We start from the raw sequence: 14,332 nt of genomic DNA, 5'->3' as shown, positions 1-14,332 counted from the left end.
TCCACTAATACAAAAATGATCCAATTTCATCTATATTCGGATTCTAATAAACTGAATATATAAACAATTTGTTTGATGGAGGGTGATGATTACATGAGAAAACCTAAACGTGTAAAACGCAAGCTTTTCTACTCACTCACGTTCACAGCATTGCTATTGTCCGCTTGTTCCAACGGAAACACAGGAAACACAGGAAATACCGGAAATAACGAGCCTAAAAACACGGCTGTCGAGAGTAATGCAAACACGCCAAAGGAAAAGATTGAGCTGAAGTTTGCTTTCTGGGGAGACACCATTGAGAAAAAAACGGTGACTGAAGCGCTGAAAGCCTTTGAGGACAAAACGGGAATTAAGGTCGAAGCCATGCATATTCCGTCTGATTATTTGACTAAAATTACGACCATGGTGGCAGGTAACGTAGCACCAGATGTAGGATACCTAAATTCTGGTGCTGCGATGACTTGGGCTGAGGAAGGAAAGATTCTTGATTTGACACCGCTTATCGATAGTGATCCTGACTTTAAAAAAGAAGACTATCTGGATCAGATTTGGTACAACTGGGAGCCAAACAAGACTCTTGGCATGAGTACTGCTGTTGAAGGTTATGGTCTTATGTATAACAAAAATATGATCGAAGAGGCAGGTCTTGAATTGCCGCCAACAGAGGCAGATAAAGCCTGGGATTGGGATACCTTCGTGACATATGCCAAGAAATTAACCCTGGACAACGAAGGTCATAATGCACTTGACCCCAACTTTAATCCTAACAAAATCAAGCAGTTTGGATTCCAGTATGATCCTTATAATATGATGGCTGCTGTCGTATCAAATGGAGGTAACTATTTGACCGAAGACGGGAAGGGCTTTGGGCTAGCTCAACCTGAGGCTGTAGAAGCTATTCAGAAGCTTGCCGATCTGATGTACCTGCATCATGTATCGCCGACGCCGCTCCAGACGAAAAGCCTTCCAGATATGGCGCTTCAGACGAAGAAGGTTGCAATGACGGTATCCGGAAACTGGGCACTTCAAGCATTTGCAGAACAAGATTTTAATCTCGGTGTAGGTGTACTTCCGAAACTTAAGAAGAGCAATACGCTGCTTGATGGTGCACCGACAGTCATCTTTAGTTCGACGAAGCATCCGAAAGAAGCATGGATGTTGTATAAATGGATGGCAGACCCAAAGAGTGTACTGCCGCTTATTGAGAGTGGTCTGTGGATGCCGCTGAAGAAAGACTGGTATACAAATCCGGAGTTAATTAATAAATGGGCTTCAGGAAATAAAGCACATCCTGACGACTATACCAAGGCTTTCATGAAACAAACACTTGAGAATGGTATCAGAACGCCGGGCTTTGAGGTGAAAAATTTTTCGAAGATCAGCGCACTCGTAACCCCAGCGCTTGATAAGGTATGGACCGGTAAGGAAACTGCCGAGGAGGCGCTTAAAGCTGTCGAATCGAAGGTGCAACCACTAATAAAAGGCTACTACGGCAAGTAATCTAAATATGCGAGCCGAAAAAATCCTCGGCTCGCATGTTTACAATCCATCTAACACATCGAGAGGAGGTATTTTTATTATTGGCAAACGTCGGTTAGCACTCTCAGGAATATTATTTGCCCTTCCAAGCATTATTGGTTTAATACTATTTGTAGTAATTCCGATGGTATCGAGTCTGCTGCTGAGCTTTACTGATTACCGAATTGTTAACAGTCCAAAGTTTATAGGACTTGGTAATTACACGCGATTATTTGATGGAACGGACCCTTACTTCTATAAATCTCTTTGGGTAACCTTTAAGTATGTAGCCCTCCGTGTCCCACTTGGACTGATCGTTTCTTTCATTGTCGCGTTGCTATTAAACCAAGATTTCATTCGAGGCAAATCCATATTCCGTACCATTTATTATTTACCGGTCATCGTCCCTGCTGTCGCTTCTTCAATGATCTGGATCTGGTTGTTCAGCCCAGACCTCGGGCTAATTAATAATGTGCTTACTGCCATTCATTTGCCGACATTTAACTGGCTTGACTCAGAAGCCATGGTCGTGCCATCAATCGTAATGATGAGCTTATGGGGGGTAGGAAGTACGGTTATCATTTTTTTGGCTGGTCTTCAAGGAGTGCCAAGATCTTTGTATGAAGCTGCTACGGTCGATGGAGCTGGCTTTATGCGAAAATTTTTAAATATTACCATCCCTATGATGACACCTATTATTTTCTTTAATCTCATTATGGGCTCTATCGGTGCATTTCAAGTGTTTACTGAGGCATTAATCATGACTCAAGGCGGCCCCAATAATGCCAGCTTGTTCTATAATTACTACATTTATCGTGAAGCATTCCAATTCGGAGAGATGGGCCATGCTTCAGCAATCGCCTGGATCCTGTTTATTATCATACTTGCCGTAACCGGTTTGTTTTTCCGTACATCCAAAGCATGGGTGTTTTATGAGAGCGAGGTGTAAGAACATGCAAAGCAGCAAGAGCATTTCTCAGATTGTTGTATATTCCTTCCTGATAATAGGCTCACTGTTTTGTCTACTGCCTTTGTTCTGGCTCATCCGCAGCTCATTCATGACGTCATTACAAATTTTTGAGATGCCGCCAGTTTTGATTCCATCGCCTTTTAGGTTCCATAATTATGTGGAAGCTTTGACGACGATCAATTTCGGACGTTTTTTCTCAAACACACTAATAATAACCATTTGTTGTTTATTCGGTGCACTGATCAGTAGTTCACTTGGTGCCTATAGCTATGCGAGGCTAAGGTGGCCGGGGCGTAACTTCTTTTTCGCGCTGCTGCTCTCGAGCATGATGCTTCCAGGAGCAGTTACTTTAATTCCTACATTCATCGGATGGAAGATGGCTGGGCTGATTAACACCTATTATCCGCTCATCCTTCCGGTATGGTTCGGGGCTGCCTTTGATATTTTTCTGCTGCGTCAATTTTACTCCACCATACCTAAGGATCTGGATGAAGCGGCTTATGTCGATGGAGCGGGACTTTGGACCATTTATTGGCGAATTATGATTCCATTATCTAAGCCGGCGCTCATCGTTATTGGATTATTCTCATTCATGAACTCTTGGAACGATTTTATGGGGCCCCTGGTGTACGTTAACGAAGAGAAAAAGTTTACTATGGCTCTCGGACTTCAAATGTTTCAATCGATGCACAGTGCCCAATGGCATCTCTTGATGGCTGCTTCTACCGTCGTTATTCTACCGGTCATTATCGTTTTCTTCATTGGTCAGCGATACTTTATCGAGGGGATTACACTAACTGGATTGAAAGGATGAGCGTGGATGAAAGCAGATGTGGTCGTGAAACGAAAAGTAAGGCCTTTTTCTCTAGGTGAAGTTACCTTGTTGGATGGACCATTTAAGCACGCCATGGATCTGAACCGCAGCTATCTCTTAGCGCTTGAACCAGATCGTTTGTTGGCTAGATTTAGAGAATATGCGGCTCTGTCACCTAAAGCAGTTCAATATGGGGGGTGGGAGGCTGAAAGTCTTTCGGGCCATACACTTGGACATTATTTATCTGCTATATCGATGATGTATGCTTCACTAGGAGAAGAGGATTTTAAACAAAGAGTGGATTATGTTACGGATGAATTGGAAACTTGCCAAAATGCTCATGGAGATGGGTATGTATCAGGTATTCCAAGAGGAAGAGAAGTATTCGAGGAAGTTGCAGGCGGTGATATTCGTTCCAAAGGGTTTGATTTAAATGGGGCATGGGCGCCACTTTATACCTTACATAAATTATTTGCCGGTCTACGGGATGCGTATCGACTAACTGGTAACAGGAAGGCATTGGATGTTGAACGAAAACTGGCAGATTGGCTTGCTGGTATCCTCATGCCACTAAGTGAGGATCAGATGGAAGAAATGATGATATGCGAATACGGCGGTATGAATGAAGTGTTGGTGGATCTATATGCTGATACCGGTGAAGTCAGCTATTTAAAGTTAGCACAGAAATTTTGGCATAAACAAGTGCTGGATCCACTATCCAAACACGTTGACAGTCTTTCTGGGAAACATGCAAATACTCAAATTCCGAAGTTGATTGGGCTTGCCAAGGAATATGAGTTGACCAATGATCTGCTGAAGAGAGAGACGACTGAATTCTTCTGGGATAGGGTGGTAAATCATCATTCTTACGTCATAGGCGGAAATAGTTTTGGTGAATATTTCGGGGACCCGAATAGCTTGAATGATAGACTTGGTCCCCATACAACTGAAACGTGCAACACCTACAATATGCTCAAGTTGACGAAGCATTTATTCGAGTGGAGCGGGAATGCACAGGAGGCAGATTATTATGAAAGAGCCCTGTTTAACCATATTCTGGCCTCTCAGAACCCAACAACTGGAGCTGTGACTTATTGCCTTTCGCTCGCCATGGGAGGACATAAGTCCTTTGATGATAAGTTTGAGGATTTTACTTGTTGTGTTGGAACAGGAATGGAGAACCATGCAAGCTATGGCAGCGCGATATACTTCGAAGGCGAAGAGTCGCTATATGTGAATCAATTCATTCCATCCAAACTGGATTGGAAGCACAAAGGCATGACTCTCGTTCAAACAACGAATTATCCTACAACTGATCAGTCGAATCTGAAAATATGTACAGAAGAACCGGTATCGTTTAGTCTCTTCATTCGTTATCCATACTGGGCGAAACAAGGCATTGAAATTCGAATTAATGGTGAGAAAATCGAAGTCAATCAACAGCCAGGTTCATTTATTTGTTTGAATCGGACATGGGTGGATGAGGATCAAGTCGATATTACAATTCCGATGTCTCTTTGGATGGAATCGATGCCTGATAATCCGGATCGAGCTGCAATTCTTTATGGTCCCCTTGTACTCGCAGGTGTTCTGGGTCCAGTGGACGACCCAGCAGTAACAGATTACCTTTATACTCCGGTCATGATTGCCAAAGATAAGCCAATGACAGAATGGATTGTTCCTGTGACTGATAATCCGCTTACCTTCCGTACAAAAGGAATAGGCGCTCCTAGAGATGTCGAACTCATTCCTTTCTATCAAATCTATGACAAGTCATACTCCGTATATTGGGACTTCTTTACAACTGAGGGTTGGAAAAAGGCGGAGAGCGAATATACGGAAGTCATGCGAAAAATAAAGCTGCTGGAGCAATGTACAGTTGATTACGTGCAGCCCGGTGAGATGCAGCCAGAGCGTGACCATAACTTCCAAGGAGATTCTAGCAATCGAGTCGGTTTATTGAACCGAAGAACATACAGGACGGCTGGACAAGAAGGATGGTTCTCGTTTGATTTGAGCATCAATTCGACACAACCGATGATGCTGGTTGCGACTTTTACATCCGCACAAGAACTGCCTAATAGTGATTTTGATATTCTCATTGACGGTGAACGCTTAACACTAGAGCAGCAAGGGTTTGAAGAAAACGATAAGTTCTATAACGTTCATTATCCTCTTTCTGCTGACCTCTTGGCCGGGAAAGAAAAAGTGACAATCAAGTTTCAGGGGAAGAAAGGGCGTCGTATTCGCAGACTCTTTGGATTGAGAATGGTAAATCAGGAGCAATATAAAAGGCTTGGAGAGGACGCGTAAGGGATAATGGGGAGAGGTGGGATCGGGAAATGGAAGCCATGCGTCTTATGCGTGTCAGAAAATGGCTTGAACAAGAAGAGTTAGATGCCTTATTGATTGCAAGTCCTTATAACCGTAGGTACTTAACAGGCTTTACGGGATCTTCAGGTTATGTCCTGATTACAAAGGAGCATGCACTGCTTTTGACTGACTTCCGCTATATGAGTCAAGCAACTGAGCAAGCTCCAATCTATGAGGTTATTCAGCATGCGACTAAGCCTCTATCTACAGTTTCAGAAAAATTGCAGATGTTTCAGGTGAAGCGACTAGGGTTTGAGAAGAATCAGGTCAGCTTTGCTGTCTATCAGGCGTATTTGGAGCAGTTTGAGGGTGTTACTCTTGTTCCAACTGAGAATATCGTAGAGCGGTTGCGGGGTATTAAGGATGAAGTAGAGATAAGCTTAATAAAAAGAGCGATCGATATTACAGAGAGGGCATTCAATCATATTCTGGGGGTCTTAAAGCCAGGGATTTCAGAACGTGATATTTCGGCAGAACTGGAGTATTTCATGCGCATGAATGGAGCGGCTTCTTCTGCTTATCCTACCATTGTCGCTTCGGGAGAAAGATCTGCATTGCCGCATGGACTCGCGAGCAGCAAGCGAATTGGCAATCATGAATTCGTTACACTTGATTTCGGAGCTAATTTCGAAGGCTACTGTGCCGACTTAACTAGAACCGTGTTTATCGGCAGCCCTACCCAAAAACACAAAGAGATCTACCGTATCGTACTTGAAGCTAATCTTGCCACCTTAGCCAGTCTCAAACCAGGTATGACAGGTAAAGAAGGCGATGAACTTGGTCGAGCTATCATTGCGAGCTATGGATACAGCCCATATTTTGGACATGGTTTAGGTCATGCTTTCGGTTTGGAAATACATGAATTAATGCGCTTCTCCTCACAAACAGAAGATCTGCTTGAACCAGGGATGGTTATGACGGTAGAGCCGGGGATCTATCTGCCAGGCTTTGGCGGAGTGCGTATCGAGGACAATATACGCTTTACAAACACGGGGATTGAGGTACTGACCCAATCGAGCAAAGAGCTTATTGCGTTGTAATACTGTAATCTCTAAAACACGGGCGCTGCGCGGCAACCTCGGCCTCACGATCCCGGCGAACCGTTACGCGAAGGAGAAAGCCGCGATCGAATAAGCAGCACCTCAGCGGCGCAGCCGCGCAAAAAGGCAGTTCCACCAGGTCATCGACCTGAGGGAACTGCCTTTTTGTGATTTGCGATTGCAGCGGAGGTTTTGTAAATTTGAGCGACTTTGGTGCAAAGCACCACGGGAGTGCAAATCGCAAAACCGTAGCCCGCAAGGTTTCCCCTGCCGCGAAGGTAGAGCGAATGGAGGCGACTTTGGTACGGAGTACCACGGGAGCCTCCATCGCACTACCGTAGCCCCTATTTGGAAGCTACAGCCACGTCCTGCACCGCTTTGTAGATCGAATCAAACAATTCCTCGAGGTTCGCTTCCTCGATGCAGGAGAAAGCGACGCGCAGGTCGGTCTCACCTAGGGCGATCGTGCCGATTGCGTACTCGTCTAGAAGCCGCGTACGGACTTTCTCCGCATCCACGTTTAGCTTCAAGCACATGAAATAGCCGGAATTGAACGGATAGTACGACCATACATTGCCGAAACGGCCGCTATCGAGCAGACGCTTGACCGTGTTGGCGCGGCCCTTCATGATCGCGTATTTCTCTTCCTTCTGCGATTCGAATTCAGGCGACTGCAGCGCCTTCAGCACGAAGGTTTGGGACGGATGTGGTCCGCTGGAGATCGTCGCGCGGATGATGCCGAGCGTCTTCTGCTCCAGTGCGTTCAGAATGCTGTCCGAGCCCGTCGCGTAGGTGATGAAGCCGACACGGAAGCCCCAGACGTATTCTTCTTTTGTCGCGCCGTCGACTTTGATCGGCAGGACGCGCGGATGCAGGCCGGCCAGCTGGCCGAACAGCGACTCGTGCATGGAGCCTTCGAAGAAGAGTCCGAAGTAGGCATCGTCTGTTACGGCAACGACGTTAATGCCGGCTTCCGCCGCGTCGCGGATCGCGGCTACGATTTCGGCGCCTTCTTGCGCGCCAGGCGTGTAGCCGGTCGGGTTGTTTGGGAAGTTCAGGACAACAATGGCTTTGCCCTTGTCTTTCTGCGCCAGCAGCGCTTCGCGCAGTCCTTGGCTGTTGAAACGGTTGTCGCTGTTATACAGCGGATATTCAACGATGGCTGCCCCGCGGCGAACGCCGAAGGTCAGCTCGTAATTTTCCCAGTTTTTATTTGGAATGATGACGGCATCTCCCGCATCCGCGAATAGATCCGCGACGATGCTGAGGCCGTGCGTCAGGGCGTTGGTTACAATGGGATTTCCGTACGTTTTATCGGCCAGCGAAGGGTTTTCCTTCAGCATTTTGGCGCGCCAAGCGGTACGAAGCTCCGGCTTGCCTGCGGGAGGCGCGTATTCGTACAGATCTTTCGGGTTGTAGGCAGAGAGTGTATCTTGGATGACTTTCAAGTGCATGGGCTGACCGTTTTCGATCGCGATGCCGATTGTTGCGTTGTATTTCTTCGCCTTCGCTTTTGCTTCGGCAGATTGGCTCAAAATGCCTTCTTTCGGAAAATAGATGGCTTTACCGAGTGTGGACAACATGGCGAAAACGTGGCCATTTTCTTGCTCAATCGCCGTGTTCAATTGCTGGGCAAGTGGGTTCATGGACTTCATTCATCCTTCCAGTGATTCATTCTCGTAATGGATTTCCCTGCGTAAACCGTTTAGGTGATATTATATCACTTTTGGGGATTGGAAGGCCATGATTGAGACTCACTTTGCGACAATAATTTAAAATGGTTGTTTCGGCTGCCGAGCAAAGTTGGCAAAGGTTACGCAGTATTGTATGATGACAACGACATTGTTTACGCGCTAAGGAGGAAGCCGAGATGCTGCACTGTTCGCCGACATCTTTTCTATTGAAGCCCGCATTTGCGAAGATCGTCTGTGAGCCGGGCTGGAAATGGCAGAAGCGTGAGAATCCGCTGGCCAACTATGATTTGTTCTATGTGTGGAGCGGGAACGGAGAAATTATGCTGAACGGCGTGCCAATCCCCGTCAGCAAAGGAAGCTGTTTTCTGTTCAAGCCGGGCGACTTCACGAGCGCGACTCATAATCCGCAGCGGCCGCTCGTGCTGACCTATATTCATTTTGACGTGAAGGAACCTGTCGACATCGTGCCGCGTTCGTACCGGATGCTGCATGAAACGGTCGATTTCGAATACCTGCTCTCTCGTTATGTCCGCCTGTTTCTTGTGAAGACGTATGCGGGTGAAGAGGAAGCGCAGCTCATATTGAAGCAGCTCATCATCTATCTGCTGCGCGAGGATATGGAAGGTCCGGTGGAGCGCAAGGCAAGCAACCAGCTGACGGAGGCCATTCACGAGGTTGCTAACTTTATTCGGCAAAATCCCGGCATTGCCCACCGTGTCGAGGATTTGGCGCAGCGCGCGCAGCTGTCGCCGAGGTATTTCTCCATTAAATTCAAGGAAATCGTCGGTACGTCGGTGCAGTCTTATATGATCGGAACGCGAATAGAGCGCGCGCAGCATCTGCTGAAGCATGCCGGCATGAACGTGACGGAAGTTGCGGACGCGCTGGGCTACCGGGATATTTTCTTCTTCAGCCGGCAGTTCAAGCAGTACACGGGAAAAAGCCCATCCGAGATTCGATAATGGGCTGTTTGTTCGTCGTATCCAGCTAGTCGCTGGCTGCGTTCCTTGCATGCGGGCAGTACTGATTCATAAGCGCAATCGTCTCTGCATCCGTCGGCAAATTGCGTTCGGCGAGCTGGGCCGTAATGGACTGCCGCTCCGCAGCCTTCAGGTTCTGGCCGAATTTGAATTTCCCGACAATCCGCTCGGCATCGATCCGAACGACCGCAACGCCCTTCAAGCGCGGCACATAGTCAGGGTCTTCGGCATCGATCGTCTTATACCCTCCTTCTGGCTGCAGCTTGCGCATTAGCGCTTCCAGCGCGGCTGCCTTCTCTGCCGGATCATCCACGACTACAGCCTGTCCGTCCATTCGCACTGATTTGAAATATGCCGTCGCTGGGCAAGCCATCAGCGGATCGCTGAAAAACGAGGGAATGATCGCATACTCCTTCGCCGCCATGAAGGTTACGCGCTGGTTCTGCTTTAACTGCGTCATTTTCTCCCCGATGCGGCTCCCGTGAAAATAAATGCTTCCGTTCACATAAACGAAATTGAGCGGCGTCATGCTCGGTTCCCCGTCTGAGGTAACCGTACCGAGAAAACCAAAGCTCATCTCTTGTAAAAAGGCCTCGATTTCCGCTTGCTCGCCATCGATCTCGAATTCTCTTCTGCGCATGGGCAATCCCTCCAATATGAAATGAATAGATCCCAGCATACCGTTTGCATTGACAATTAAAAAGATCCAATTATGATTGATTCTATTGGACCGCTTTATCAGCGGGGGATGTGCATAAAGGCGGTGAAGCAGGGATGGATATGAAATTCCGGATTCCTTATGAGTGGTATTATGAGGAATTGGGGCGCAAAACGGATGCATTGTTTCATGCGATGCGCGAAAGCATCGTGAATGGCACGCTGGCGCAGGGGACGCGGCTGCCTTCGAGCCGGAGACTGGCCGAGCTTTACGGCGTATCGCGCGGCTCCGTAAATGCGGCTTATGACATGCTGATCGCTGAAGGATTCGCGCGGGCAGCTGGAGGAAGCGGCACATTCGTCGCGTACTCGGATCCGTTGTCGGGAATGGTGCACGGAGCTGCCGTACGGGCGCCGCTTGCGCTGTCCGAATGGGGGGAGCGCTTGGTGTCCGCGAAGGCGTTATTCCGTGTGGGGGAAGCTCATCCTCTCCTACAAGTACCCGGTGTTTCGGAGGAGATGTGCTTCCGTCTTCGGGAACCGGACGTTTCCTTGTTCCCGGTAGAAGCATGGAGGCGTACGCTGTTCGCTGAGGTTCGGGACATGATGGCGGTATTTCCGGCCATTACCGCTCCCGTCGAAGGCTACCTGCCGCTGCGCGAAGCGATTGCGCAGGATTTGCGCCGTGAACGCGGCATGCGCGCGAATGCCGCGAATATTTGCATCACGAACGGTTCGATGCACGCCATTGCGCTCTTGATGAAGCTACTGGTGAATCCCGGCAGGCCGGTGGTGGTCGAAAATCCAAGCTACGCCGGCATCCGGCGGGCGATTTACGCCGAAGGCGGCTCGATCTTAGCCGCTGCGCTCGATCATCAGGGAATCGTTCCGGAGGAGTGGCGGTCGGAGCTGCTATTCGTGACCCCGACGAGGCAATTTCCGACCGGAGCCGTACTGTCCGCAAGCCGAAGAACGGAACTGCTGGCGTGGGCGTCGAGGCAAGGGGCAGTCATCATCGAGGACGATTACGACAGTGAATTGCAATGGGGCGGCAGGCTGGTGGAGCCGCTGAAGGCATTGGACAGCGAAGAGCGGGTCGTCTATATCGGCACGTTCTCGAAGACGATGTTCATGGATTTGCGGCTTGGCTATGTCGTGCTGCCGGAAGCGCTCCTAGAACCGTTTCGACTGGCGAAAGCACTGCAGGAGCCGCATCCGTCCGCGCTCGTGGAGCAGCGGGCGATGGCGCATTTTATCGGGAGCGGGGATTATGCGAGGCATCTCAGGCGAATGAAGCGGGTGATCGGCCGAAGGCTGCTTGTGTTCCGCGACGAAGTCGAGCGGCGGCTCAGCCGTTGGTTCCGGTTCGTGCCGGCGGATGCAGGGCTGCATATGTATGCGGTGTGGCGGGGAGATGCCGTGAGCTATGCGAAGCTTCGGGAACGCTGCGCGGCGCTGGGCGTTACTTGGACCGTGGGCGATGCGTACTGGGAAGGCGATATTCCGCACAGCACGGCATTGTTCGGCTTCGCGCAGCTCCAGGAAGCACAGATCAAGGAAGGCGCGCTTCGGATCGAATCGGTCTGCGAGGCGCTCCAAACCTACTAAAAATAAGCGGCAGGCTGCGGGCCTGTCGCTTATTGGTATAGCTGTTTATTGCGCGTCCAGCGTTCCCAGCTTCTCGCCCATGCGGACCTTTAACCCGGTCTTCAGATCCGGACGCGGGAAGAAGCTGTCGTCTTCGGTCAGCAGCACGACGGTTGAACCGAACTCGAAGTAGGCGAGATCGTCGCCCTTATTCATTTTGTCGCGGAGGGGCTGCACGTATTTAATGCTGCTTACGTTCATGGCGCCGACCTTGACGATGGCGGTCTCGGCGCCGGCATGGCGCATATAGGTGATGAGACGTTCGTTGCGGCTAAGTACCCGGCGCATGTAGCGCAGGCCGAAGTCGTTAACGGGGTATACTTTCCCCAGCACGTGCTCGCGTTCTACAATCGTGCCTGAAACAGGCGTATGTATGCGGTGGTAATCGGTTGGACTTAAGTAAAGCACCATATAGTAGCCGTTCTTGTAATTTTCCAATCGCGGCGAACGGTTCAGCAGCTCTTCTATGGTATAATCCTGGCCTTTCACGTTCAGAATCGTACCGGATTCGATCGGACCGCAGCCGGTAATGAGTGCGTCGACCGGACTTACGAGCGCGTTAGGATCAGAATCAATGACACGTACGCCTGGCTTAAGACGCCTGGTGAAAAATTCATTCAGCGTGCCGTATTCATGCAGCTGTTTCTCCGCTTCGTGGACGGAGATGCCGTACATGCGGGCAAATCTCGGAATAAAGCGCCGGCTAGCGGGCGACTGGGCAAATCGACCGGTTATGCGCGAAATCCATTTGCGCGAGCTAAGCTCGGTCATTGAGCGGAGCAGCCATTTGGTCATGCCGGTAGTTCACGTCCTCTCTTGATATAAGGGCAGCATCATGATGGTCTTCGACTAGTTTGACATATCGCGACTTAATTATCAATAGAGTACCGGGCCGCCTGTTTAGGGTGCGGCGTTGTTGCGAATGCTGGGGGTGAGGTGATGGCTAGTGATGGTTTGGATTTTGATTAGCGTATTGATTGGCGGCATACTGCTGGCATGGGTAAGATTGGCATTCGGCGGCGTTCGTAGAGCGGCGGACCTGCTTGCTGTCGCGGCTTATCTCGGATTCTTCGGTGAAGCAGCTCATGCCGTTGTGAAGACACTGATCGACAATACGGTGTTCATGACGCAGGTGCACGAGGTGCTGCTCAGCACGATTTTTCTCGTCAGCGGTGCTTATTTGGGCGTATACGGGCTCTGTCTATTAATGACGCTCACTTGGGGACGGAGCTCATAGTTGGGCCGAGCGCTGACAGAGATTGGGGCGCATGGCGGGTAGCATGTATGCTCAAGCGGCGTATGCTATAACAGCAAGTCTTCCTGAAAGCGAGGCTGAATTCGCACCATGGTCAGACCAAGAATCGCATTCATAACGCCGGGGACGTTTCCCCTTCCTTCCTTGAATAGCAGCTCTGTCGAACGCGTTGTGGAGAAAACAGTACCGCTTCTCGTGCCGCGGATCGAAGCCCATATCTACGGGAGAACCGGGCATATGCTCGGCAGACGAGGGATGCTCGGCGGCGCGGTCGTAGAGCGCTTCCCGGCCCGTAATAAACGATTGTATTTGAAGCGCGTCAAGCAGGCGCTTGCCGCATATCGGCCAGACCTGCTGCAGGTGGAAAACCGGCCCCGATACGTGCTTAGGCTGAAGCGGGCGCTGCCGAATCGCCGCATTTGGCTTAATTTGCATTCCTCGACATTCATCCGGGAGCGGGCAATTCCGAAAAAGCTGCTCGCGGCCAGCTTTCTTAATGCGGAGCGGATCATCGTGAACAGCGAGTATCTGCGAGAGGATGCCGCGGCGCGCGTGCCGAATTGCGCGGATAAGCTCCGGGTCGTCTACCCCGGCGTGGATACGGAGCGATTCCCTTCGCAATATTCGGCTGCGGGTGCCCGTAGAAGAGCGGAGCTTCGAACGAAGCGCGGATGGACAGGGCGGAGCGTCGTGCTGTTCATCGGCAGGCTGCAGGCGATCAAAGGCGTGCACCATCTGCTGAAGCTGATGCCCCAGCTGATCAAAGAGCATCCGAGCGTGCTGCTTGTCATCGTCGGAGGTGCGTTCTACGGCTCGAAACGCACGACTCCCTATGCGAGAAAGCTTTTTCGGATGGGGCGAGCTATGAAGGGACATGTAAAATTTGTCCCGTATGTCCCCTATTCCGAGGTGCCGGACTGGTTTCTGGGCGCCGACGTAGCTGTGGTTCCCTCCGGCAGCCGGGAGGCATTCGGTCTGGTCAATGTGGAGGCGATGTCCTGCGGTCTGCCGGTCGTTGCTACACGGGCGGGCGGCATGAAGGAAATTATTAGAGACGGCGTAACGGGGTACTTGGTGAATCCCGAGCAGGTCGAGACTGAAATGCGGGCGCGCCTGCTGGAGCTGCTAAACGATGATCAGCTGCGCATGGAGATGGGATTGCGAAGCCGTGAGCGGGTGGAGCAGCATTTTACATGGCAGCATTCCGCGGATCGGTGGCTGGAATTATTGCAGGAGCCCTTAACGTAGAGTGATTGTAAAAATTAGGTTGAAATTTGTCGGACTCCTCAGTATGATAGGAAGTATTGAAAGACGATGAACGCTTTTGGACGTTGGAGCAGGAAGCACCTGCTTGCAGACTGATTATTCAGTCTGCAGGCTGGTG

The 14,332-nt window shown here is 50.0% G+C and carries 12 protein-coding genes; 9 read left to right on the top strand and 3 right to left on the bottom strand.

Annotated elements, in window-relative coordinates; translation table 11 throughout:
* The first annotated feature begins 93 nt into the window (after nt 1–93).
* The 5 genes from KXU80_RS12370 to KXU80_RS12350 all read left to right on the top strand — a co-directional run bounded on the left by KXU80_RS12370 (nt 94) and on the right by KXU80_RS12350 (nt 6,715).
* On the top strand, nt 94–1,500 hold the full coding sequence (locus KXU80_RS12370) for an ABC transporter substrate-binding protein (protein WP_219838483.1): 1,407 nt from the start codon (nt 94–96) through the stop codon (nt 1,498–1,500).
* 163 nt (nt 1,501–1,663) lie between these two features.
* On the top strand, nt 1,664–2,467 hold the full coding sequence (locus KXU80_RS12365) for a carbohydrate ABC transporter permease (protein WP_374987786.1): 804 nt from the start codon (nt 1,664–1,666) through the stop codon (nt 2,465–2,467).
* 4 nt (nt 2,468–2,471) lie between these two features.
* Complete coding sequence (locus tag KXU80_RS12360) at nt 2,472–3,302, top strand: carbohydrate ABC transporter permease (RefSeq protein ID WP_219838479.1); 831 nt, start codon at nt 2,472–2,474, stop codon at nt 3,300–3,302.
* Between the two features lie 6 nt (nt 3,303–3,308).
* The gene (locus KXU80_RS12355) at nt 3,309–5,615 is read left to right on the top strand and encodes a glycoside hydrolase family 127 protein (protein ID WP_219838477.1); all 2,307 of its coding nucleotides are present in this window, start codon (nt 3,309–3,311) and stop codon (nt 5,613–5,615) included.
* A gap of 29 nt (nt 5,616–5,644) precedes the next feature.
* Nucleotides 5,645–6,715 (top strand): M24 family metallopeptidase, encoded by a 1,071-nt coding sequence (locus KXU80_RS12350; protein ID WP_219838475.1) that lies wholly within the window; start codon nt 5,645–5,647, stop codon nt 6,713–6,715.
* 344 nt (nt 6,716–7,059) lie between these two features.
* Here KXU80_RS12350 and KXU80_RS12345 read toward each other — a convergent pair whose 3' ends face one another.
* Nucleotides 7,060–8,361, bottom strand: a complete 1,302-nt coding sequence (locus KXU80_RS12345) for an aminotransferase class I/II-fold pyridoxal phosphate-dependent enzyme (protein ID WP_219838473.1) — start codon at nt 8,359–8,361, stop codon at nt 7,060–7,062.
* A 224-nt stretch (nt 8,362–8,585) separates the two neighbouring features.
* Here KXU80_RS12345 and KXU80_RS12340 point away from each other — a divergent pair, with 224 nt between their 5' ends.
* Nucleotides 8,586–9,371 (top strand): helix-turn-helix domain-containing protein, encoded by a 786-nt coding sequence (locus tag KXU80_RS12340; RefSeq protein ID WP_219838471.1) that lies wholly within the window; start codon nt 8,586–8,588, stop codon nt 9,369–9,371.
* A gap of 25 nt (nt 9,372–9,396) precedes the next feature.
* On the opposite strand, the gene KXU80_RS12335 is transcribed toward KXU80_RS12340, so the two are convergent.
* Complete coding sequence (locus KXU80_RS12335) at nt 9,397–10,029, bottom strand: pyridoxamine 5'-phosphate oxidase family protein (protein ID WP_219838469.1); 633 nt, start codon at nt 10,027–10,029, stop codon at nt 9,397–9,399.
* Between the two features lie 134 nt (nt 10,030–10,163).
* Between KXU80_RS12335 and KXU80_RS12330 the strand changes: the two genes are divergently transcribed.
* Complete coding sequence (locus KXU80_RS12330) at nt 10,164–11,654, top strand: MocR-like pyridoxine biosynthesis transcription factor PdxR (protein ID WP_258171369.1); 1,491 nt, start codon at nt 10,164–10,166, stop codon at nt 11,652–11,654.
* 45 nt (nt 11,655–11,699) lie between these two features.
* On the opposite strand, the gene asd is transcribed toward KXU80_RS12330, so the two are convergent.
* Nucleotides 11,700–12,488 (bottom strand): archaetidylserine decarboxylase, encoded by a 789-nt coding sequence (asd, locus tag KXU80_RS12325; protein WP_219838467.1) that lies wholly within the window; start codon nt 12,486–12,488, stop codon nt 11,700–11,702.
* A 151-nt stretch (nt 12,489–12,639) separates the two neighbouring features.
* On the opposite strand from asd, the gene KXU80_RS12320 reads away from it, so the two are divergent.
* Both KXU80_RS12320 and KXU80_RS12315 read left to right on the top strand, forming a co-directional pair.
* Nucleotides 12,640–12,930 carry a hypothetical protein gene (locus tag KXU80_RS12320; protein ID WP_219838465.1) on the top strand — a complete coding sequence of 97 codons (291 nt, stop codon included), beginning with the start codon at nt 12,640–12,642 and terminating at the stop codon, nt 12,928–12,930.
* A 108-nt stretch (nt 12,931–13,038) separates the two neighbouring features.
* Nucleotides 13,039–14,196 carry a glycosyltransferase family 4 protein gene (locus KXU80_RS12315; protein ID WP_219838463.1) on the top strand — a complete coding sequence of 386 codons (1,158 nt, stop codon included), beginning with the start codon at nt 13,039–13,041 and terminating at the stop codon, nt 14,194–14,196.
* Nucleotides 14,197–14,332: the final 136 nt, after the last annotated feature.

The sequence above is a fragment of the Paenibacillus sp. R14(2021) genome (genome assembly GCF_019431355.1).
Lineage (GTDB): Bacteria > Bacillota > Bacilli > Paenibacillales > Paenibacillaceae > Paenibacillus_Z.
The sequence above is the reverse complement of the archived record's forward strand: the minus strand, read 5'-3'. Positions and strand labels throughout refer to the sequence as shown.